The sequence below is a fragment of the Streptomyces sp. NBC_00247 genome (assembly GCF_036188265.1).
In the GTDB taxonomy this organism is placed as follows: Bacteria; Actinomycetota; Actinomycetes; order Streptomycetales; family Streptomycetaceae; genus Streptomyces.
Genome location: NZ_CP108093.1, coordinates 4098653 through 4120019, shown reverse-complemented (window position 1 = coordinate 4120019; position 21367 = coordinate 4098653). Strand labels below are relative to the sequence as shown.

Sequence of the window (21367 nt, the reverse complement as noted above, 5' to 3'; positions counted from 1 at the left end):
GATGATCCGCAACGTCCTCGGCTCCGTGATCGCTCTCGCCGGAGCGGCGGCCGCCGTCCTGAGCCCCTTCCGCGACTGGTACGACGGCCGCCCCGGGCGCTACTACCGCGTCCGGGACCTCTTCGAAGGCATCACCACCACCTCGTCGGGGGTGATGGTCTCCCTGTTCCTGCCGTTGCTGGTCGCCGCGGTGCTGACCCTCGCCGGGGTCGTGCTCCGCTCGCGGCCGGTGGTGGCGCTCGCCGGGGTGCTGACGCTCGGTTTCACCGTGCTGTGGATGGTCCGGCAGGGCCAGGCGACGGGAAGCCTGACGGTGGACCCGGACGGTTCCGGGCTCCAGTGGGGGGTGGTGCTCGCCCTGGGCGGCGGCCTCCTGATGCTGATCGGGTCCCTGGTCATGTCGGGGCGCCGGCGTCGGCGGGACCGGGTCGGGAGCGCCCCGGACCACGACCCGCGCACCGCGCCCTACCCCACACCGGGCTACGAGCACCCGGACACCTGGCCACCCACGCAGGAGCCGGGCCCGTCCGCCCACACGAGTCCGCTGCCCGAGCCGGAACCGGATCCGTACACCGGCCCGGAGGACCCGCGTCGGCACGACGGCCCCTGAGGCCGCGCTGCGCACGGTGGCTCCGCCGACGAGCCGGGCCTGCCGGGCACGCCACCCGCCGGACCTGCGGCCTACCGGGCCCGGTTGTTCCCCGTCCCCGTGCCCTTCAGCGCGTCCAGCGCGTAGACGCACCGGTCCTTGCTGCAGGCGTAGACGACCCCGTCGCGGGCCACCGGGGAGCCGGTGATCTCGCCGCCGGTGGCGAGCTTCCAGCGCAGGGTGCCGCCCGCCGCGTCCAGGGTGTAGAGGACGTGGTCGGCGGAGCCGAAGTGCACCCGTCCGTCCGCGACGACGGGGCCGCCGACCACGTCACCGCCGGCCGCGAACCGCCACTTCGGGGTGCCGGTCACCGCGTCGAGGGTGTAGAGCGCGCTGCCGCTGCCGACGTGCACGTTCCCGCCGGCGACCAGTACGGGTTCGATGGAGTGGCGGGCCTCCGTGGCGATGCGCCAGCGGTCCTTGCCGTTCGCGGCGTCGAGCGCGTAGACCGTGCCGAGGTAGTCGGCGAGGTACACGCCGCCCCCGGTCACCGCCGGGCCCGGAGCGAAGGCGGGCGGCGACAGGAAGACGGCGGGCGCCTCGAAGTGCCAGCGCACGTGACCGGCGGCGTTGTCCACGGCCAGTACCCGGGTACCCGCGGCGACGTACACGTTGCCGTCCGGCGCGGGGGTCACCCGCACCGGGACACCGCCGCAGGAGGCCGCGTCACCGATGGGGTACGACCAGCGCTCGGAGCCGGTACGCGCGTCGAGCGCACGCAGCCGGGCGTCCTTCCAGACGTACGCGGTCCCCTCGTGGAGCGCCGGACCGGCCTCCGCGGTCTCGAAGTCGGTCTGGGCGCCGTTGATCTCCCAGAGCGGTTCGCCACCCGCCGCGTCCCACGCCTGGACGCCGCCGCCCCGGGTCCCGGTGAGAACGGTGCCCCGGTCGGCCTTGAGGGAGTAGACCCAGGCGTCGGTCCGTCGCCGCCACCGTTCGGTGCCGCCCCTGGCGTCCAGCGCGTAGAGGGAGGGGCCGTCCGAGGCGTGGATCGCCCCGTCGTCGACGGCCATCGCCCAGGCCACGTCCCGCGTCTTGAACTGGCGCCGGCCGTTGCCGATGTCCAGCGCGTGGATCTCGAAGGACGTCACGTAGAGCAGACCGCCGGCGACGACCGGGGTGCCCCAGACGTCGTTGGACATGCGGAACCGCCAGGGACGCCAGCGGTCCGGCGCGGCGGGCGCCGCCCCGGGGGCGGTGGCCGGCGCGGGTACGGGCGCGGTGACCGGGGCGGGCAGCGCACCGGTCAGGCCGGCCGGCGGGCGGACCCAGCCGGTGGCGGCGGCCGGGTGCGCGGCGGCGGCGCCCCGGATCTCGGCGGCGCGCGGGCCGGGCCCGATCGCGACCTTCGCGCCGATCAGCCGGACCGGGCCGCCGTCCGTCGAGGATGCCGCGGGCGCCGCGGGTGCCGGTACGGAGGGGCCGGGGCCCACGGGCGGCGCGGGCCTGGCGTGGGACGGCGGGGGCACCGGGGCGGTCTCGGGCATGCGGCTGGTCTCCCAGTCGCCGAGCGGCGGACGCGGGGGCGGCGGCGGGGCCACCACCTGCGCGGGCGCGGGGGCCATGGTCCGTCCGCCGCCGCGACGCTGCTCGATCATCGCGGTGGCCCGGCCGGGCAGCCAGGCGGACGCGGTGCCGCTGTCGTCGCTGCCCGAGGCGAACAGGTGCGGGGCGAGCTGCGCCTGGAGGTCCGCGGGGCTGGGGCGGCGGGTCGGGTCCATCTGCATGCAGGACTCGATCAGGGGGCGGAGTTCGTCCGGTAGCCCTTCGGTGTCGGGCCCTTCCCGCAGCAGCATGAAGACGGTCTCGACCGGGTTCGCGCCGTGGAAGGGCGCGTGTCCGGTGGCCGCGAAGACGAGGGTCGAGCCGAGCGAGAAGACGTCGCTCGCGCCGGTGACGCTGCGGGAGTCGCGGGCCTGCTCGGGCGACATGTAGGCGGGGGTGCCCACGGCGACGTTCGTCATGGTCAGCCGGGTGTTGGACACTCCGGACGCGATGCCGAAGTCGATGACCCGGGGGCCGTCCTCCACGACGAGCACGTTGGACGGCTTCAGGTCGCGGTGGACGAGCCCGGCGCCGTGGATGGACTGGAGGGCCTCGGCGATACCGGCGGCCAGCCAGCGGACGGCCTGGGTGGGCATGGGCCCGCACTCGTTCACTATCTCTTCGAGCGAGGGGGCCGGCACGTAGGCGGTGGCCAGCCACGGCACGGCGGCGCGCGGGTCGGCGTCGACCACGGCGGCGGTGTAGAACCCGCTCACCGCACGGGCGGCTTCGACCTCGCGGGTGAACCGGACGCGGAAGAGCTGGTCCTCGGCGAGCTCGGTGCGGACGGTCTTGATCGCCACCCGTCTGCCCGACGCCGAGCGTGCGAGATAGACGAGCCCCATGCCGCCGGCTCCGAGCCGTCCCAGCACCTCGAACGGGCCGATCCGTCTCGGGTCGTGCTGCGTCAGCTGTTCCACTTGCCTGCCACCTCCCCGTACGGGCCTTGGTCCCACGACCCTGCCCGCGAATTCCCGCCCCGTGCGGCGTCTCACCACCGGGCACCACCTGGCGGTGCGCACCCCGATTCTTCCTGGCGCGGCCCCCAGTTGCGAACCCGGGGGCGAATCGGGGTGTCACCAGCCTCTGTAGGTGGCAGAAGGACGGGGCTCGCTGCTATGGGAACGTGCCCGCACAACCGCCGTACGGGCGAAGGGCAGGAGTGCGCGGCGCGCTGACGGATACGAAGTGCGCCGGGGCGGGCCGGTGTTGTACGGATGTCCGGCGCATCCGGAACGCGAGCGGGGGCGCGCACAGACCTGCCGTGCACGCCCTCGCCCCCGGGGCGATGCTCGCGCGGGCTCACGTCATCGCCCGTCAGTACCGCTGGAGGTGACCCGGCAGCGCGGTCGGCGACCGGGCGACGATTCTCGTCGCGCCATTGCCGGCGCTGCCCGCCCGTACGCCGGCCGGGGCGTCGCGGTGACAAGGGCGCGAACCCACGGACCGTCCGGCCCAGGACGGCGCCCCGGCATCCCGCCTACGGCAGCGTCGGTTCGGCGGGCTGGAGCACCGCGAACGCGGCGCTCTGGTCGTCCTGGAACGCTGCCATCCGCCCGTACGGGATGTCGAACGGCGCGGCGGTGACCCGGCCGCCCAGTTCCCGGACCCGTTCGGCGGTTCGGTCGCAGTCGGCGACGGCGAAGTACGTCAGGAAGTGGCTGGGCATCATCTCGGGGAAGGCGTCGGTGATGACGCTCCGGCCGCCGACCGCGGTGTCGGGGCCGGGGGTGGCGCCGGGCGGGGACCACATGCGGAAGTCGATGCCGCTCTTCGCCGCCCCGGTGTCCCCGCTCGCGTCCGCGCCCAGGTCGGTGCTGCGGAAACCGAAGACGCGGGCGTAGAAGGGGTCCACCCGGTCGGGGCGCCGGGTGTAGAGCTCGGTCCAGCAGTACGAACCGGGTTCGTTCTGCTTCTCGAAGCCCGGCCGCTCCTCCGCCTGCCACAGCCAGAAGGCGGCGCCGTCGGGGTCGACGGCCTGCGCGAGGATTCCGGCGCGGCCCGCGCGGACGGGGTCGGTGATGATCTGACCGCCCTCCGAGCGGATCGCGTGGACGGTCGCCCGGATGTCGTCGGTGGCGAAGTGGACGCCCCAGGTGGTGGGCATCCGGCCGTCCGTCTTGGCGGCGAGCGCGGCGACGAGCCGGCCCTCGCTGTAGGCGTCGGCGAAGGGCATGCCGTCCCCCGCGCGGAAGGTCCAGCCGAAGAGCCCGCCGTAGAAGCGCTTGCCCGCTTCGAGGTCGGAGAGGTGCACCTCCACCCAGCAGGGAACGGAGTGCGCGAATGCCGCCATGGGCCGGGTCCTTCCCTCGCCGGGAGCGCGCGGTCCTGCCGCGCGGCCGGGCGCGTCACGGGTGCGTGACACCTGTCCCGGCCAACGTAACGGCGCCCGCGCTCCCCCGCCCGCCGGTGAGCCCGCAGGCCGGCGGTCACCGATCCGGGTCAGGGGCCCAGCGCGCCTGGCCGGCGACGGTGCCTTCGTAGCGTTCGTCTTCCCCCTCGTCGTCGACCAGCGGGGCCGGCAGATCCGCGTACGGCTCCGAGCGGGCACCCGGAACCGCGAGGACGTACGCGGCCCAGAGCCTCGCGCCGGGGGCCGGGCAGGTCAGCAGGGTTTCGGCGAAGGAGAGGATCACGGGTTCAGGTCGAGCAGCTCCGTGCGCACGCGGACCCCCGGATCGGCGGCGAGGGCCACGAGGAAGGGCAGCGCTTCGGTCGCCGCCTTGTTCACCCGGTCGCCGCCCCTCCCCCGCAGGCAGTACTCCAGGCACCAGCCGTCCGGAGCCGCGACCACCCCGTCCAGGGCGATGCCCCGCAGCACCTGGGGCACCCGCTCGACCGGGAAGGCCCGGTCCGACTCCTGCGGGTCCCGGCGGACGGCCGCCAGGGCATCGAGCGACAGGGCGGGAACGGCGGTCATTTCCCCTCCCCGGGAACGGTCTGCGGGCGGACTCGCCCCGTGACGGGCGAAAGTTGTCCACCGAAGTTTTCCACAGGCTGTTGATAACACTTACCGATCCAGCCGACCGCCTCGGAGCCTTCGGGCGAACACCCGCTTCGCAAGGGCCCCAGAAGTATCCGTCCCGCCCTGCGGATCGCGCGCAAAAGATGGCCGAAATACCACCCCTCACCCTCTGCGCGCTGGGTAATTCCCCATTTGCACTCGGCCGAATCGCGCTCCGTTCACCCGTCGGTAAGCTGACGGCATGACAGGACAAGTACGCACCGTCGACGGCCGCGTGGCCGGTCGACGCGGTCAGGCGACGCGGCAGAAGCTGCTCGATTGCCTCAGCGAGATGCTCAGCTCCTCGCCGTACCGGGACGTCAAAGTCATCGACGTCGCACGGAAGGCGGGGACTTCACCCGCGACTTTCTACCAGTACTTCCCGGATGTGGAAGGCGCCGTCCTCGAAGTCGCCGACGAACTGGCCAAGGAGGGCACCGGGCTGAACGAACTCGCCTCCGGCCGCTCGTGGGTCGGTAAGGCCGGCTGGCAGGCTTCCGAGGAACTCGTGGACGGTTTCCTCGACTTCTGGCGGCGCAACGACGCGATTCTCCGCGTGATCGATCTCGGTTCGGCCGAGGGCGACAAGCGGTTCAACAAGATCCGCGTGAAGATCCTCAGTTCGTTCACCAACTCCCTCACGGACGCGGTGAAGGAGCTCCAGGGCAAGGGCAAGGTCGACAAGGACGTCAACCCCGCCGCGGTGGCGGGTTCGCTCGTCGCCATGCTGGCCGCCGTCGCCTCGCACCAGAAGGCCCTGACCACGGGGACAGGCGTCAAGGTCGGCGAACTCCGCCCCAATCTCGCCCTGTTGGTGCACCTCGGTGTCACCGGCAAGAAGCCCACGAAGTAGGCGCCCTCGACGGATAGACCCCCTTCACCGGGCGGTGCACGGCCAACCCCGGACGCCCGGCATCCTGTCTCACCGACGGCGGGCCACACGCGCGTTGTGGCCCGCCGTCGGTGTATCCGGAACACGCCGCGCACCCCCTCCACCGCCCCCGCCTGCTGCAATGGGCGCCATGAGCGATGACGACGCGTCCCGTACCGACGCGCACACGGCCTTTCTCCGTCTGCTGCACGCCCAGCGCGTGTGGGACACCGAGCTGCCCGGCTTCGACCCGGCGACCGCGCCCGACGCGCCCGTCCCCCTCTTCCACGCGTGGTTCGCCGAGGCCGTGGCCGCCGGGCAGCCCGAGCCGCACACCATGGCGCTGGCGACCGTCGACGCGTACGGCCGGCCCGACGTCCGCACGCTGATGCTGCACGACGCGGACGAGCGCGGCTGGCGATTCGCGACCCACTCCACCAGCGTCAAGGGCCACCAGCTCGCCGCCCACCCGCACGCGGCGCTCGACTTCTACTGGCCGGTGCAGGGCCGGTCGGTACGGGTACGCGGCCCGGTCGCCCTCGGGCCGGCCGAGGAGAGCCGGGCCGATCTGCACGCCCGCTCCACCGGCGCGCTCGCCTCGGGTCTGGTCGGCCGCCAGAGCGAGGTGCTGGCGGATGCCGGGGAGCTGGCCCGTGCGTCGGACGCGGCGTGGCGTCGGGCGCGGGAAGAGCCGGACGCGGAGGTGGCGAGCTGGCAGCGGTACGTCGTCCAGCCCCAGGAAGTCGAGTTCTTCCAGGGCGACCCCCGCCGCCGCCACGTACGGCTCCGCTACCGCCGCCGGGGAACGGGGTGGGTGCGGGAGCTGCTCTGGCCGTGACGGACCCGGCGGTGTGGGGCGGCCCCGGCAGCCGCCCCCACCGGCCAGGGGGGTTCCGGCTCAGCCCGAGGGCGTGGCGAGCGGCCCCGCGGACAGAAGCGCCGAGGCGGGCGGTCCCGTCGGCCCGGGGATGTCGCTCTGCCAGGCGCTGACGGGGAACCACTCGCCATCGGTGCCTGGCAGGGGAAGCGCGGGTTCCAGGCCCTCGCCGGGCCGCACGGTGCCGGAACCTTGCATTCCGGTTCTCCGTACCCCGACGGCGCACCGGACAGCACACCGGACCAGAGGTGCAGCTCAGCTTTGTCGCCAATTCATCTGGCGTTTCCCCCTCGCTCGTCCGGCAAAAGCAGGCTCACCCCCATGAACACCATGAACCGCGCCAAGGTCTCCGCGGCGGTCGCCGCCGCCGCCCTGCTCGTCGGGGCCGGCGCCTCGGCCGCTTCGGCCACCTCTCACCACGCTCCGGCCCACCAGGGCAAGGCGTCCGCCTCGCGTGAGCACAGCCGGCGGATACCGTTCACCGCCGCGACCGTCACGGCGAACGACAACGGTTCGTACACCCTGTCCTGGACCGCCCCCGGCGTCCGCCAGGTCGCGATCAAGGCGAACGGCAAGGTCGTCGCCAAGGGCGGCAGCCACGCCACGGTGACCGTCAAGGGCCTGCCGGCCGCCGACCGCCAGTGGTTCGACTTCGTCCCGGCGCAGGGTGGTTCGCTCCGCCTCGCGGACCGCGAGATCGCGCTCCAGGGCGCCGTCAACTTCCGTGACGCGGGCGGCTACCGCACCAGCGCGGGCCAGTGGGTCAAGATGGGCGAGGTCTACCGCTCCGGCGCGCTGAACACCCTCACCACCTCCGACGTCGCCAAGCTGAACCGTCTCGGCATCAAGGTCGACTTCGACCTGCGCACCGCCGGCGAGCGCACCTCCGCCCCGGACACGGTGCCCGCAGGCGCGAGGTACGTGGTCGCCGACGTCATCGGCGGCGACGTCACCTCGGCGATCGACCTGTCCTCGGCCGAGAAGTCCGCCCAGTACATGGTGGACGGCGAGAAGGCGATGGTCAGCTCGGCCACCGGCAAGGCTGCCTACCAGCTGGTCTTCGCCGGGCTGGCCGACGACGACCAGCACGCGGTGCTCTTCCACTGCTCGGCCGGCAAGGACCGCACGGGCTGGGCGAACGCCGCCCTGCTGACCGCGCTCGGCGTGCCGAAGGCCACGGTCATGCAGGACTACCTCGCCAGCAACACCTACCGCGCCGAGGCGAACGCCGCCGCGCTGGCCCAGATGCCGGCCGAGACGGCCGCCGCGTACAAGCCGATGCTCGACGTCCGCGCCGAGTACCTGAACTCCGGCTTCGACGAGGTCAAGGCCAAGTTCGGCTCGTTCGAGAACTACGAGAAGAAGGGTCTCGGCCTCTCCTCGAAGGAGATCGAGGAGCTGAAGTCCTCGCTGCTCGTCGGCTGAAGCGTGTCGCGAAAGCAGCGCCGTCCGCCCGGAGGGCCGCCCCGATACCGGATGTACCGGGGCGACCCCCGACTTCGCGGCGAGCGTGCGTGCCGGGCGTAGCCGGACAGGCGGGGCTTTCACCACCCGCCCGGCCAAGGCCGTCCGGTCGGGGCTGGACCTTTTCGTCAAGCCCGGCGAACGGCGCGGCGGAACCGCCGTGGAAGAGGTTGGTCCTCCACGACGTCCTCGCCCCCGAGACTCGGCCGGGAACGCGTCACCAGGGCACCTCCCCCGTGTCGTCGAAGAAGCGGCCCGTCGGTCCGTCGGCCGGCACGGTGGCCAACCGGATCGCGGCGACCGCGCCCTGCTGGGGGGTACGGACACCCTGGAAGGCGTTGAGGTCGGTCGCCGTGTAGCCGGGGCAGACGGCGTTGATCAGGATGTTCGTGTCGGCCAGTTCCTTGGCGTACTGCACGGTGACGGCGTTGAGGAACGTCTTCGACGGCGCGTAGGCGACGGAGATCGGGCCCGTCTCAGTGCCCGGGGTGGTCTGGAGGCCGAGAGAGCCGACACTGCTGGAGACGTTCACGATCCGCGGCGCCGGCGAGCGGCGCAGCAGCGGCAGCATGGTGTTGGTGACGCGGATGACCCCGATCACGTTGGTCTCCACCGCCGCCCGTACCCGGTCCACGTCGACCGTGGTGGGCTCCTGAGGGAGACCTCCGGTGATTCCGGCGTTGTTGACGAGCGCGTCCAGACGCCCGCTCAGGCCCTCGATCAGGCGGGCCGCCGCTGTCACGCTCGCATCGTCGGTCACGTCCAGCGGTACGCCGAACACGTCGGCGCCCGCCGCCCGCAGCTTCTCCACAGCGGCCTCGCGCCGTTCCTCGTTCCGCGCGCCGACCCCGACCGTCCAGCCGAGGGCGCCGAGCCCGGCGGCGATTTCGTACCCGATGCCTTTGTTGGCCCCGGTCACCAGCGCGACCCTGCGGTGGTTCACGGTGTTCGTCTCAGTCATGACCTCGATACTTCTCCGCCGCCGGGCAGGGCGTCCAAGACCGACTGGGTGGGCGGCGATACCTGCCGGGTATCGCCGCAGGCCGACCCGGTTAGGCTGGCCCGATGGAGACGCGAGAGCTGCGGTACTTCGCCGCGGTCGCCGAGGAGCTGCACTTCGGGCGGGCCGCGCAGCGGCTCGGGATCGCCCAGCCCCCGCTGTCGCGGGCGATCGCCGGGCTCGAACGGCGCCTGGGCGCCGCCCTGCTGGAGCGCTCCAGCCGTGGCGTCCGTCTGACCGTCGCCGGCGCGGTGCTGCTGCGGGAGGCTCGGGTGGCGCTGGACGCCGTCGAGGCCGCCGAACGCCGCACCCGCCGGGCGGCCCTCACCGCGACCGGCCGCCCCGTCGTGGTCCTGGCGGCGAAGGCGGGCGCCTCATCCGAACTGCTGGCGAAACTCCTCGACGCCTACGCCGCCGAGCCCGGCGCCGTCACCGTGGACGTCCTGCTGTGCGGGCCGGGCGAGCAGGGGCCGGTACTGCGTGACGGCCGGGCCGACGTGGCCCTGCTGCACCGGCCGTTCGACGACACGGCCGGCTTCGACACCGAGGACCTGCACACCGAGGGGCAGGTCGCGCTCCTCCCGGCCGGCCACCCTCTCGGCGCCCGCCCCCACGTGCGGCTCGCCGAGGTCACCGGGCTTCCCGACCTGCCCCTGCCCCGCTGGCCCCGCCCGGACGGCACCTTTCCGGACGGCCCCGGCCCCCAGGTCCGCGACCACACGCAACTCACCCAGCTCATCGCCCTCGGCCGCGCCTGCGCGATCGTCCCGGAGTCGGGCCGCACCGGCCTGCGTGAAGATCTCACCGCCGTACCGGTGCTGGACGCTCCCGACGTCACCACGGTCATCGCCTGGCCCCCACACAGCCGTTCGACGGCGGTCGCGGGGTTGGTCCGGGCAGCCACTGCCGTGTGACCGACGGTGGTGGTGAACGCCGGAACATCGCGGTGGACTTCGGGGACGGCATGTCGGCTTCCTGGCGGCGAGAGGGCCTTGCGCGCGTCGGCCTCCCGGCCCGCTGGGCTCGCGCAGGATCAGACGCCTGCGGCCCGCCGCCCCAGGACGGGTTCGGCCAGGAACCTCGCCGGGCCGCACAGTGTCTGCCCGTGCACGGCGAAGAGCTCGTCCCGGGAGTCGAAGCGCCCGAGGTCCGTGAGGAGATACGCCGACAGGTCGCACGAGAGCGCGCACGAGGTGTCGCACGAGGCGGTGTCGGACGCGGGGCTGGACGCGCTGTCGGACGCGGGGCCGTCCCAGTGGACGACCGTCCGGGCCAGCGCCTCGAAGAGCGTCTCCGGGCCCTCGTTCGTGAAGGCTCCGCCCCGTCCGGACGGGTCACCGGGGTCGGCGAAGAGTTCGGACACGGTCAGCCAGGGCGCGGCGGCACGACCTTCGCCGTCCGGCAGACCGTCGATACGGAACTCCGGCCATGCCAGCACCACTTGGCTGGGCACGATCCGGCGCAGCCGGGGAAAGCGCGGGTACCAGAACGTGCCGTCCACGACCAGGCCGCGTACCCGGGTGGGGGTGCCCCACGCTCTCGCGACCGCTTCCAGAACGGCCATGCGCTGGCTGCAGGAGCCCCGGCCGAGCCGCAGGACCTGGGACACCGGCCGCGTCTCCTCCACCGAGTAGACGGGGCGCACCTCCTCGGAGATCCACCGGTGCGCACGGCGCAGGGCCGCCACCGTCGCTTCGGGGCCCTCCCCTCCCCCGGTCGCCGTGCCGATGCTCCGCACGAGGGCCCGGACGCGCGGATGTTCCCGGTCGAGAATCCGCGTCGCCCCGATCCCTCCGGCCGCCCCGCGCTCTCCCGCGTCGGTTCGCCGGTCCCGCCCGCACGGTGTCAGCAGTGTGCTCACCATGTCGCCCCCTCCCTCGGCTGTGAGGAAGCTTCTCAGCTTTCTTGAACGTGTTCAAGTGCGTGGGGGGGGTCGAGGCTGCGGCGGGCGTACGGGCCCGTCGGCGCGCGGCCCTCGCGTCACGACGCCTGGATCAGGTCCACCACGAAGACGAGCGTCGAGTTCGGCGGGATCAGGGAGGAGGGCGACTGCTTGCCGTAGGCGAGGCGCGGCGGGACGACGAGCTCGCGCCGACCGCCGACCTTCATCCCCACGATGCCCCGGTCCCAGCCCTTGATGGCCCGGCCGCCGCCGATGGCGAACTTGAAGGGCTCGTCCCGCTCCCAGGAGGAGTCGAACTCCTTGCCCGTCGCGAAGGTGACTCCGACGTAGTGGACCCGGACCACCTGGCCGCGCTCCGCCTCCTTGCCGTCGCCGACGACGATGTCCCTGATCCGCAGTTCGGTGGGCGGGTCTCCTGCGGGGGGTTCGATCTCGGGCTTCTCCATCGCAGCCTCACTTCCTGTCCGCGCTCCGGTCGCCGGAAGTCTCCGTACGCCGCTGATCACGCTATCCGGCGGGGCCTCCCCGTGGGCTCCCTCCCCTTTCCGGCGGACAGGAGCACCATGGAGGCATACGAGGCATTGGAGGCACCCATGGCCAGGACCCGATCCCGTTACGCCCCCGACCGGGGTCTGACCACGCGCATGGTGTCGACCATGTTCTTCATCGGCCTGCTCTACGTGGTCCTGGTCGGAGTGCTGCTGGCCGTGCTGCCCGGCTCGTGGGCGGTGATCCTGATCATCACCGGCGGGCTGTTCGTCGTGCAGTTCTGGTTCAGCGACAGGATCGCCGCGTACGGGATGGGCGCCCGCGAGGTCACCCCCGAGGAGGCGCCCGAGCTGCACGGGGCGATCGACCGGATCTGCGCGCTGGCGGACATGAAGAAACCCCGTGTGGCCATCGCGCAGAGTGACGTGCCGAACGCCTTCGCGACCGGCCGGAACGAGAAGTCGGCCCTGGTCTGCGCCACCACCGGGCTGCTGCGGAGACTGGAACCGGAGGAGCTGGAGGGCGTCCTCGCGCACGAGATGTCGCACGTCGCCCACCGGGACGTGGCCGTGATGACCATCGCGTCGTTCCTGGGCGTGCTGGCGGGGATCATCACCCGGGTGGCCCTGTGGGGCGGCTTCGCCCGCAACAGCCGGGGGAACGACCCGGCGGGCATCATCGTCATGCTGATCCCGCTGATCAGCGCGGTCGTCTACGCGCTCAGCTTCCTGCTCACACGGCTGCTCTCCCGCTACCGCGAACTCTCCGCCGACCGCACCGCCGCCCTGCTCACCGGCCGCCCCTCGGCGCTCGCCTCCGCGCTGACGAAGGTCAGCGGGCAGATGGCGCGCATACCCACCGAGGACTTGCGGAAGGCTGAGCCGTACAACGCCTTCTACTTCGTCCCCGCGTTCTCCTCGAAGGAGAGCTTCAGCCGGCTGATCTCCTCGCACCCGACCCTGGAACAGCGACTCGACCAGCTGGCCCGCATCTCCGCCGACCTGTCCCGCCCGTAGCCCCGGTCACCAGTGGTCCGGTCATCCTGGAGGAGCCTTCCGTGGGTCTGTTCGACGCGATCCTCGGCCGGAGCAAGCCCGTCCGTCCCGATCTCGACCAGCTCTTCGCCGTACCGTCCGCCGCCCTGACCCTCCAGGCCGCCACCGGCTTCACGCCGTCCGGCCTCGGCTCGGTCTGCTTCGCCGGGGTGGAGGGGGCGAACTTCGCCCGGCTCCAGCAGGACGTCCGGGAACTGCTGGACGCCGACACGGACCGGGGCGGGGTGCCGGTGGAGTTCAGCCAGGACGCCTACGGCTACACCTGGCTGCTCGCCCAGCAGCCGCCGGAGGATACCGCCGCGCTGGTCAACGACCTGCACGCGGTGAACACGCTGCTCCAGGACGGCGGCTTCGGCCCGCACCTGCTCTGCTCGCTGATCGGCTTCCGCGACCCGGCAGGCCGCTCGCTGGCGCTGGTGTACCTCTACAAGCGCGGCACCTTCTACCCGTTCGCCCCGGCTCCCGGTGGCGCGGAGAAGCGGGACAACGGCCTGGAGCTCCAGGTCCGCGCCGCGCTCGGGGACGACCTGCGGGTGGAGAAGGAGCTGGCCCGGTGGTTCCCGGTGTGGGGCGCGCCGGGCCTGTGAACCGTACGCGGGTGCGAGCGGTAAGGATCAGGCGCTGACGGCTCCGGCGAGGAACGCGGTCCAGGCGTCGGGGGCGACGGCGAAGGTCGGGCCGTCGGTCACCTTGGAGTCCCGGACGTGGACGGCCCGGGGACAGGCGGCCACCTCCACGCACGCGTCACCCTCGTTGCCGCTGTAGGTGGACTTGTGCCAGTCGTAGCCGACCTCGACGCACGCCTCGCCCTCGTTGTTGCTGTAGCTGGACTTGAACCACGCCAGTCCGGAACCGGTACTCACAGCTGCGCCGCCTTCTTCTCGATGAGTTCGGCGGACTCCCAGGGGTTGAGCGCCTGGGCCCGCAGGATACCGAAGAGGTCGAACAGATCGCTGACCTGCTCGGGTTTGGAGATCAACCTATCCCCGCCCTGACCCGCCACGTACACCAGACTGCGGCCCTCCGCCGTGTTCATCAACTGCATCGGCCCCATCAGCCCTGCGTGGGTGTGCTGGTCGGAGGGAACGACCTGAACGGTCAGGTGATTCATTCGTCCGATGCACTCCAGCAGGCGGAGCAACTGCTCCTTCAACACAGCCGGTCCGCCGAGGGACTTCTCCAGGACCGACTCCTCAATGACGAAGCCGATGCGGGGAGAGTCGTCCCTGGTCAGCACCACCTGCCGTTCGAGTCGCGCTTCCACGTGCCGGACGATCTCGTCCTCGGTGTACGCGGGTTTACGGGACCGGTAGACGGCGTACGCGTACGCCTCCGTCTGGAGAAGCCCCGGGATCAGCATGGTCTCGTAACCGCTGATCACCCGTGCGTCCCGCTCCAACCGTGCCCAGTTCAGAAAGCGGGGCGAGTACTTCTCCTCGTCCACCAACTCGACGCACGCCTTCAACGCCCCGCCCGCGTCGAACACCCGATCGGCGTCGTGCAGGAACTCCAACGACGGGATGCGTTCGGCCCGTTCGTAGGCGCCCACCAGCGATTCGGAGATGAGGAGCCGGTCCGCCGACTCCTTCTGCGTGAGCCCCGCGCGCGTCCGATGGATGCGGATCAGGTCCCCCACGAGCCGTCGTACTCCCGAGGGCGCACCACTCGTTCCCACAGCCACCGCCTTCTCCCCCACATCACCCGATGCGGACCGTGTCGTACTGGTCACGCTAGGCAACCAGCGGGATTCTCGTAGCCATGACGAACAAGAAACTCCCCGAATGGGTCCCGGTGGCCGGACATCAACTCCACCTGACCGGAATTCACTTCGACGCGATCCGGTTGAAGGGCGTACGAGGTGAGGCGGTCGTCCACCACCTGATCTCGCTCACTGCGGGTGAGCCCGGCCCGGTGGTGCGGGAGATCGCGGGGGCGCGGTGGACGTACTTCCTGATCCCGCCCGGATCGAGCAAGGAGTTCGACTGGCCTCCCGGCGCCACCTGTTTCGGCCCGGCCGCCCGGGACCACTGGGTGGGTATCCCCGCCGCCGAGGGCAACACGTACCCGCTGAGCTGGCGGTGCGGGTCGCCGGAGGAGGGCGAGTACGTGGACCCGGAGCTGCTGTACGGGCTGGTGCGCGCGCAGTTGGCATGGGAGGCCGACTCGGACGGGTACATGCCCGAGGGCGGCCCGTGAAATCCGGACCGCCCTCGGGGTTCGCTCTGTGCCGTGTACGGCCCGCCGTCAGTCCAGGGAGTCGGGGATCTGGAGGTTCCCGTCGTCCACGACCTCCTCGTGGTAGCCGAACTTCTGCCCCAGGGCCAGGTAGTTCGTGTACTGCTCGGCGGTGATCGGGACCGCGTACATCTTCATGGCGCGCAGGAAGAGCCGGAAGCCCAGGTCGGGATCGACCTCGGTGACGAACTGCTCCAACGCCGGTACCAGTCCGGGAACGTCCCGGCCGGGGGCGCCGGCGACGGACAAGCTCAGCGTGGGTCCCGCCTCGTCGATCTCGGCCAGCACCTCGCCGGCGAGTCCCAGGTACGGGGAGGGCCCCGGCGGCACCGGTTCGTACGACGGGTCGTCCCGCCGGACGCGTTCGACGCAAGCCCCCACGATCTGGCGCAGCAGGCCCGAGCCGCCGAAGTCGGGGCCGTAGGCCCGACCCAGCGCCGCGCACAGCACGGTGTCGGCCGTCCTGGTGGGGATCGGCGAGTTCAGCACCCGGAGAGCGTCCTCCAGGAGCAGGGGCGCGAATCCGCCCTCGCCCCAGTCGGCGATCTCGGCGATCATCCCGGATGTGGTCGCCCCGGGGTTCCACGGGCCACCGAACCACTTGGTCAGCCCGCTGAGTCCCAGGTCGACCCATATCTCGTGGCGTTGCAGTCCCACGGTCATTCCTCCCTCCGCTCCTCCGTCAGTCTCCCCGATGCTCCCCGCTACTCCGGGAACGCGGTGTAGACCATGTACCCCGGCTTGTGCTTGGACCGCTTCAGCACGATGACCACCGTGCCCCCGGTTCTGGTCCAATCTCCGAAGCGGTCGTAGGCCTTGCCGAGCGACGCGGTGTCGTCGATCTTCATCCTGATGGCCGGGAACAGGTCGAGGGCGCTGTTCGACGAGGGGTCGGTCCTCGCCATCCACTTGTCGATCTTCCTCTGGTTGACCCGATTGGGCGTCATGATCCACCGCTGGAAAGCGGTCTCGACCGAGGCCACCGCGGTGGCCTCGTCGTTCCAGACGCTGCTGGTTCCCGAACCTTTGGGGTTCCTCTTGAAGTTTTCCGCCGCGTTGGCCGTCGCCGTCTCCGCGTCGGCGTCGATGTGATCCAGGTAGGTGTGACCGCCGTCCGCGCCCTCGTGGAGCTTGAGGTTCATGCAGTTGTGGACCAGCACGTCCCTGGGCCGGGAGCCTCCCGCGCTGACATAGAACGTGTGCAGGGAGTCGACCGTGAGGTCGTAGACCGTACGGGAGGCGAGCCCCGAGCGGTCGACCACCGAGGTCACCGCGTGGAGCGAGCCGTCCGGGCCGCGCAGCCGGTCACCGGTGCGCAGATCGGCGACGAGGGTCCAGCCGGCCTCGGCGGTGTAGACCTTGTGGCCCGCCGTGCTGGTGAGCGTGGAGCCGCCGCCCAGCGAGATCTCGACCAGCCGGTCGGTGCCGTGCCGGAAGGTGTCGGTCACCGCTTCGGCGCGCGGGGCCCCGCCGAGCGGGTCGCTCGACGTCAGCAGGTCTCCCTGCCGCACGTCCTCGATCGCCCGGTGCGAGCCGTCCGCCATCAGCACCTGGGTGCCGGCGGGGAAGCTGTTGACGCGGCACGCCGTGAAGGCGTCCTCCAGGACGTTGACCTGGCGCTCGATGTTGGCGAGTACGGCGGGGTCCAGGTCGAGGGTCTTCAGCGCGCGGAAGGCGTCGGTGACGCCGATTCCCGTGTGCATCGCGGCGTCGAGGGCGCGGACCGCGTCGATGGCGTCCGCGATCTTCTTCCCCGGGATGAAGTTGCTGGCCGCCCAGAGACATCCGCTGACGCTGCCCTTGGCGCACTGGACGAAGTCGTCCGTCAGGATGACCCAGAGCGTCTGGAGCACCATCTTGTCGAAGATCATGGTGATCTCCAACCGGCTGAAGTACCTGTCGACGTAAGCCGTCTGGTTCTCGTGCACCTCGTTGCCGAGCCAGAGGACCGCGTCGGCCGGGCAGTTCGCCGCGGTCGCCGCCTCTTCGAGGTCCTCGTCCTGACAGAGGTAGAAGTCGACCGTGACGTCGAACGTCAGCTTGTACTTGACCGTGCAGCCGCCGAAGCCGATGTCGAGGACACAGTCGTTCTGCGGGACGGGGTCGCCCCTCTGCACCAGCTTCTGCTTGGTGAACAGCTTCCCGATGCCGGTGGCACCACCGCTGTCGACCGTGCTTCTGGTCTCCGCTTCCTCGGCCCGGGTGGCCGCTTCCTGGGCCTCCTTGGCCGCCTGCTGAGCCCGTGCCGCCGAAGCCTCGGCCTCGGTGGCGTCGGCCTCTGCCTGGTCGGCGATGCCCCGGGCGGTGGCGGCGTCGCCTTCCGCCGCGGTCGCGGCACTGCGGGCCGAGGCGGCGTCCTGCTCCGCCGCGTCGGCGGAGGCCGCAGCCTGGGAGGCGTATCCGCTCGCGGTGTCGGACGCGTTGAGGGCCGCCGCCGCGTCGGCGGTGGCCTGCCGGTCGTACTCGACGGTGTTGGCCTCGGCCTTCACCGCGGCCTTGGCCGCAGCACTCGCCTCGGCCGCGGACACCTGCGCCTTGGCCACGGATGCCAGCGCCTTGGAGGCGGAGTCGGCGGCCTCGGCCGCCGCCGTCGCGGCTACCTTGGCATCGGCGTCGGCCTTGGCGGCGAGTGCCGCCGCTTCCGTGGAGGCCTTGGCCGCCTGGCTGGCCTTCGCCTGGGCGAGCGCCGCCTGCTGCTGGGCCGCGGTCTTCGCGCCCTGCCCGGTCAGCACCGCGAGGCCGGCCGACGAATCGGTCTCCTTGTACGGCGAGCCGAGCTCGATGGCGTCGTTGGCCGGCTTGATGACCTGGGCCGCCGAGTCACGGGCGGCGAGCGCGGCCTGCGCGGTGGCGTAGGCGAAGCCGGCCGTCTGGACTGCCGACGCGGCCGCGCTGTTGGCCTCCAGCCGGGAGAGGGCCGCGTTGGCCTTCGCCTCGGCGGCCTTGGCCTTCGCGGTGTCGGCCAGCGCCTTGGCGGCGCGCACGTTCTGCGCGGCGGCCTCGGACGCGTCGATGGCGTCCGCCGCGGCGGCGTGCGCCTTCGTCACGGCCGCGTGGGTGATCGCCACGTCCCGCTGCGCGGCGTCCGAAGCCGCCTTCGCGCGCGAGGCGGCCGCTTGCGCCTTGGTCGCCGCCTCACGGGCGTTGGACGCGGCGGTGGTCGCGTCGTTCGCCGCGGCACGGGCGTTGGACGCGGCCGTGGTGGCGTTGTCGGCGGCGGTGCGGGCCTGGGTCGCGGCGGCGCGGGACGCCTCCGCGGCCTCGGTGCCGTCGTCCGCCTCGGCCTTCGCGTCGTAGGCGTACATCCGGGACAGCGCCGCGTCGCGGTCGCTCTCGGCCTGGAGGGCGTTGTTGCGGGCCGTGACGGCTCTGCGTTCGGCCGCCAGTGCCTCGTCCTTCTTGGTGGCCGCAGTGGTGCCGGCGGTCTGTGCGGCGCTCAACGCCGAAGCGGCAGACGCGCGTTCCGCCTGCGCCCGGTCCTCCGCCGCAGCCGCCTTCGCCCTCTCGGACGCCGCGATGTTCTTCTGGGTCTCGGCCTTGTCCCGCTCGGCCTCCGCCGTGAGCCGCTTGGCCTTGGCATCGGCCGCCGCGGCCTTGGCGGTCTGCTCGGCGGCTTCGGCCTTGGCCTGCGCGGCCTTGGCCTTGGTGGCGTTCTCGGCGGCCTTGGTCGCCTGCAGAGCGGCGCCGTCGGCAGCGGCCTTCGCCTGGGCGGCGGCCTCCTGCGCGGCGATCCGGCGGAACTCGGCGGCCGAGGCGTGCGCCTGGGTCTGGGCGAGTGCCATCAGCGTCTTGCTGTCGGCGGCGGAGGCGCGGGTCGCGTTGGCCGCGGTCTCGGTGGCCTTGGAGGCCGCCAGCGCGGCCGCTGCCGACGCCTTGGCGACCTGTACGGCCTGCTGGCCGTACATGAGGCCACGGCCGCGCGGCTGTCCTGCGGCGTCCGCGGTCGCGTACGCGGCCTGCTTCGCCGACTCGGCCTTGGCGGCCTCGTCCCTCGCGGCCAGCGCGGCGCGGGCGGCGACGAAGACGCGACCCTGCGCGCGTGCCTGCGCACTCGCGATGTCCGTCTTTACCTGCGCGAACTCGGCAGCGGTGGGGTAGTCGGTCGCGGTGGTCGGCTGCTTCAGCCAGTAGGCCTGCCAGTCCGTCAGACGGCTCGCGATGATCGACTGGCCGAGGGCCTCACCCATGGCCTGCGACCCGATCGTCAGCTGCCTGGACGCCTGGGACTCGGCGACCATGATCGCGTCACGCTGCGTCCGCTGCGAGGCGAGTTCGGCCTGCCACTCGGTGGAGGCGACCCGGATCTCCTCGCCGAGAACGTTCCGTGGGTCCTGCGGGTTGCCCGTGGTGCAGGACGCGAAGCGGGACTTGAGCCCCTCGACGTCGACCCGGAACTCCATGCTGTCCGGGTCGGGAGCCGTCTCGGGGAATCCGCCGTGCTGGAGGAAGAGGCGCGCGTCGTCGGCGTACATCTCGTGCATGAACGTCATGTCCTCGAACGCCAGCCGTCCCTCGTAATCCGGGTAATCCGGGTACGGGTAGGTGTCCGGGTACCGGGTCTCCGCTATCGCGTTGACGGCGGCCACCGACGCGTCACCTGCGAGCGGCGTCTGGTCGTCGTAGAGGTCGAACTCGTCCTTCCAGAACTCCTCTCCCAGCCAGACGCCCAGGCCGGTGGCGTCGAAGGGGTCGTCCTTGTTCTCGACCCACTGGAATCCCGTGTACGTGTATCCGGGCGGCGGCGTCTCGACGTCGAGCGACTGCTCCCACACGTCGGGGCGGGCGCTCACCTCGTCGCTCTTGGCCTCGACCCATGCGTGATCCTTGGCGAAGGCGAGGGCGAGGGGTGTTTCACCGTTGTACCAGTAGGCGCTGTCGGCGTACTTGTGCAGATCCGCCTCGGTGCCGTTGAGGCCGGCGCGGGCGACGGCCTTGAGTTCCTGGCCACCCTTGCGAAGGGCGTAGTCGAGCAGGCACTGCTCCTCACGCATCGCCACCTGGGCGTCCGGGTCGAAGGCCGGCACCTCGGTGTCGGCTGCGAGGTCGGTGCGCGCGAGGTCCTGTGCGGGTGCGGGGAGTTGGTTGCCGGTCACCGCGACCGCCAGCGCGGTGGCGAGCGCGGTCGAGCTCAGCAGTCGTGTCCACCGGCCAGGCGGACGCGGCCGGTTGGGTGAAAGCAGGGTGTTTCTACGCATGCGTGATCAGCCGTTCGGGTTCAGGTGCGGAGGGTGTGCGGTGGGCGCGGCGGTCCGGCGCTCAGAAGTACGCGTCGAAGGAGGCCCAGCCGCTGGTGCCGTTCTGCACCCTGGCCTCGAAGGGGGTGGCCGACTTGCCGGTCCCCTTGAAGAGCCACGACGCGCCCGCGGAGTCGATCCCGATCAGGTCGGGCTTCCCGTCACCGTTGTTGTCCCCGGTGGACACGAGGGTCTTGTACGCCTCCCACCCGGTCCCCACGGTGATGCGGGCCCCGAGTCCGGCGTCCGCTGCGGCGTTCCCGGTTCCGGGGTAGATGTAGAGCGTGCCGGTGGTGGACCTGGCGAGCAGGTCCCCCTTGCCGTCGCCGGTGTAGTCGCCCCGGCCGACGATCGCGTTCATCCCGTTCCAGCCGCCGGAGCCGATCCGGACACGGGTGGCGAGGGTACCGTCGGCCTTGCTCTGGTAGAGCCAGAGCGCGCCGGCCGCGTCACGGGCGACGAGTTCGTCCTGAGAGGTACCGACCATGTTGCCCGGCGACATCAGCAGGTTGTACTGGCTCCAGCCACTGCCGATGATCTTCGTGTCGTTGCCGCGTTCCGCCGTGTAGTACAGGACGTTGCCGATCCTGAAGTACAGGTCGGTGGCCGTACCGCCCTCCGAGGTGCGCACCCGGGCGAAGGCGTCGGCGGCGCTGAAGCCGCCACCCATGTCGTACGCGGTCTTCCAGCCTCCGGAGCCCGTCGGTTCGTAGTCGTAGAGATGGCCCGTGGACTTGCGGGCGAACAGCGGAAGCATCGGCGCGCCGGTCGCGGCCGCGGCCTGCGTCTGCGCCCCTTGGACCTCGTCCGAGGTGGACGCGGACGACCAGGGGAGCGCGGGCAGCGCGGTCGCGGTGCCGACTCCTAGTGCGACGATCCCGACGGCCGCCGACGCGACCGCCGTTCGGCGCGGGAAGTGTTTCAGTCTGCTGAACATGAGGCGCGAACATCCTTGCGTGGAGGGTCGGCGCGGCCGGTGCATGAGGGGTCGTCATGCAACGGCCGCCCCCCAACGGCCCGCGCGCCGGGGGACATGAGCCC

General features: G+C 71.9%; 20 protein-coding genes. 8 read left to right on the top strand and 12 right to left on the bottom strand.

The window, feature by feature from the left end; all coding sequences use genetic code 11:
• Position 1: 1 nt before the first annotated feature.
• Positions 2–610 (top strand): hypothetical protein, encoded by a 609-nt coding sequence (locus OHT52_RS17735; protein ID WP_328721191.1) that lies wholly within the window; start codon positions 2–4, stop codon positions 608–610.
• Positions 611–681: 71 nt separating this feature from the next.
• Here OHT52_RS17735 and OHT52_RS17730 read toward each other — a convergent pair whose 3' ends face one another.
• The 4 genes from OHT52_RS17730 to OHT52_RS17715 all read right to left on the bottom strand — a co-directional run bounded on the left by OHT52_RS17730 (position 682) and on the right by OHT52_RS17715 (position 5114).
• Entirely contained in the window at positions 682–3114 is a 2433-nt protein-coding gene (locus OHT52_RS17730; protein WP_328721190.1) for a serine/threonine-protein kinase, read from the bottom strand.
• A gap of 560 nt (positions 3115–3674) precedes the next feature.
• Positions 3675–4487, bottom strand: coding sequence for a VOC family protein (locus OHT52_RS17725; RefSeq protein WP_328721189.1), 813 nt, complete (start codon positions 4485–4487; stop codon positions 3675–3677).
• 136 nt (positions 4488–4623) lie between these two features.
• Complete coding sequence (locus OHT52_RS17720) at positions 4624–4830, bottom strand: hypothetical protein (protein WP_328721188.1); 207 nt, start codon at positions 4828–4830, stop codon at positions 4624–4626.
• Positions 4827–5114 (bottom strand): hypothetical protein, encoded by a 288-nt coding sequence (locus OHT52_RS17715; RefSeq protein ID WP_328721187.1) that lies wholly within the window; start codon positions 5112–5114, stop codon positions 4827–4829. The genes OHT52_RS17720 and OHT52_RS17715 overlap by 4 nt, the downstream gene beginning before the upstream one ends.
• Positions 5115–5400: 286 nt before the next feature.
• Here OHT52_RS17715 and OHT52_RS17710 point away from each other — a divergent pair, with 286 nt between their 5' ends.
• The 3 genes from OHT52_RS17710 to OHT52_RS17700 all read left to right on the top strand — a co-directional run bounded on the left by OHT52_RS17710 (position 5401) and on the right by OHT52_RS17700 (position 8371).
• Positions 5401–6051, top strand: a complete 651-nt coding sequence (locus OHT52_RS17710) for a TetR family transcriptional regulator (RefSeq protein WP_328721186.1) — start codon at positions 5401–5403, stop codon at positions 6049–6051.
• A gap of 169 nt (positions 6052–6220) precedes the next feature.
• Positions 6221–6907, top strand: a complete 687-nt coding sequence (locus tag OHT52_RS17705; RefSeq protein WP_328721185.1) for a pyridoxine/pyridoxamine 5'-phosphate oxidase — start codon at positions 6221–6223, stop codon at positions 6905–6907.
• A 360-nt stretch (positions 6908–7267) separates the two neighbouring features.
• On the top strand, positions 7268–8371 hold the full coding sequence (locus tag OHT52_RS17700; RefSeq protein ID WP_328721184.1) for a tyrosine-protein phosphatase: 1104 nt from the start codon (positions 7268–7270) through the stop codon (positions 8369–8371).
• Positions 8372–8627: 256 nt separating this feature from the next.
• Here OHT52_RS17700 and OHT52_RS17695 read toward each other — a convergent pair whose 3' ends face one another.
• The gene (locus tag OHT52_RS17695; RefSeq protein WP_328721183.1) at positions 8628–9371 is read right to left on the bottom strand and encodes an SDR family oxidoreductase; all 744 of its coding nucleotides are present in this window, start codon (positions 9369–9371) and stop codon (positions 8628–8630) included.
• 104 nt (positions 9372–9475) lie between these two features.
• Between OHT52_RS17695 and OHT52_RS17690 the strand changes: the two genes are divergently transcribed.
• Positions 9476–10324, top strand: a complete 849-nt coding sequence (locus tag OHT52_RS17690; protein WP_328721182.1) for a LysR family transcriptional regulator — start codon at positions 9476–9478, stop codon at positions 10322–10324.
• Positions 10325–10443: 119 nt separating this feature from the next.
• Here the strand turns inward: OHT52_RS17690 and OHT52_RS17685 are convergent, their stop codons facing one another.
• Both OHT52_RS17685 and OHT52_RS17680 read right to left on the bottom strand, forming a co-directional pair.
• Entirely contained in the window at positions 10444–11274 is an 831-nt protein-coding gene (locus tag OHT52_RS17685) for a transglutaminase domain-containing protein (RefSeq protein ID WP_328721181.1), read from the bottom strand.
• A gap of 116 nt (positions 11275–11390) precedes the next feature.
• Positions 11391–11759, bottom strand: a complete 369-nt coding sequence (locus OHT52_RS17680; protein ID WP_328721180.1) for an FKBP-type peptidyl-prolyl cis-trans isomerase — start codon at positions 11757–11759, stop codon at positions 11391–11393.
• 147 nt (positions 11760–11906) lie between these two features.
• On the opposite strand from OHT52_RS17680, the gene htpX reads away from it, so the two are divergent.
• On the top strand, positions 11907–12818 hold the full coding sequence (gene htpX / locus OHT52_RS17675; RefSeq protein ID WP_266705497.1) for a zinc metalloprotease HtpX: 912 nt from the start codon (positions 11907–11909) through the stop codon (positions 12816–12818).
• A gap of 41 nt (positions 12819–12859) precedes the next feature.
• The gene (pspAB, locus tag OHT52_RS17670) at positions 12860–13444 is read left to right on the top strand and encodes a PspA-associated protein PspAB (RefSeq protein ID WP_328721179.1); all 585 of its coding nucleotides are present in this window, start codon (positions 12860–12862) and stop codon (positions 13442–13444) included.
• Between the two features lie 27 nt (positions 13445–13471).
• Here the strand turns inward: pspAB and OHT52_RS17665 are convergent, their stop codons facing one another.
• Together OHT52_RS17665 and OHT52_RS17660 are read right to left on the bottom strand one after the other, a co-directional pair.
• The gene (locus OHT52_RS17665) at positions 13472–13720 is read right to left on the bottom strand and encodes a DUF397 domain-containing protein (RefSeq protein WP_328721178.1); all 249 of its coding nucleotides are present in this window, start codon (positions 13718–13720) and stop codon (positions 13472–13474) included.
• Positions 13717–14493: a helix-turn-helix domain-containing protein gene (locus OHT52_RS17660; protein WP_328721177.1), complete on the bottom strand. Its 777-nt coding sequence runs from the start codon at positions 14491–14493 to the stop codon at positions 13717–13719. Before OHT52_RS17660 ends, OHT52_RS17665 begins: the two co-directional genes overlap by 4 nt.
• A gap of 122 nt (positions 14494–14615) precedes the next feature.
• Here OHT52_RS17660 and OHT52_RS17655 point away from each other — a divergent pair, with 122 nt between their 5' ends.
• Positions 14616–15053 (top strand): hypothetical protein, encoded by a 438-nt coding sequence (locus OHT52_RS17655; RefSeq protein ID WP_328721176.1) that lies wholly within the window; start codon positions 14616–14618, stop codon positions 15051–15053.
• Between the two features lie 48 nt (positions 15054–15101).
• On the opposite strand, the gene OHT52_RS17650 is transcribed toward OHT52_RS17655, so the two are convergent.
• From OHT52_RS17650 to OHT52_RS17640, 3 genes are all read right to left on the bottom strand, one after another.
• Positions 15102–15755, bottom strand: a complete 654-nt coding sequence (locus OHT52_RS17650; protein WP_328721175.1) for a hypothetical protein — start codon at positions 15753–15755, stop codon at positions 15102–15104.
• A gap of 41 nt (positions 15756–15796) precedes the next feature.
• Entirely contained in the window at positions 15797–20287 is a 4491-nt protein-coding gene (locus OHT52_RS17645; RefSeq protein ID WP_328721174.1) for a polymorphic toxin-type HINT domain-containing protein, read from the bottom strand.
• Between the two features lie 61 nt (positions 20288–20348).
• Positions 20349–21263 (bottom strand): FG-GAP repeat domain-containing protein, encoded by a 915-nt coding sequence (locus OHT52_RS17640; RefSeq protein ID WP_328721173.1) that lies wholly within the window; start codon positions 21261–21263, stop codon positions 20349–20351.
• Positions 21264–21367 lie beyond the last annotated feature (104 nt).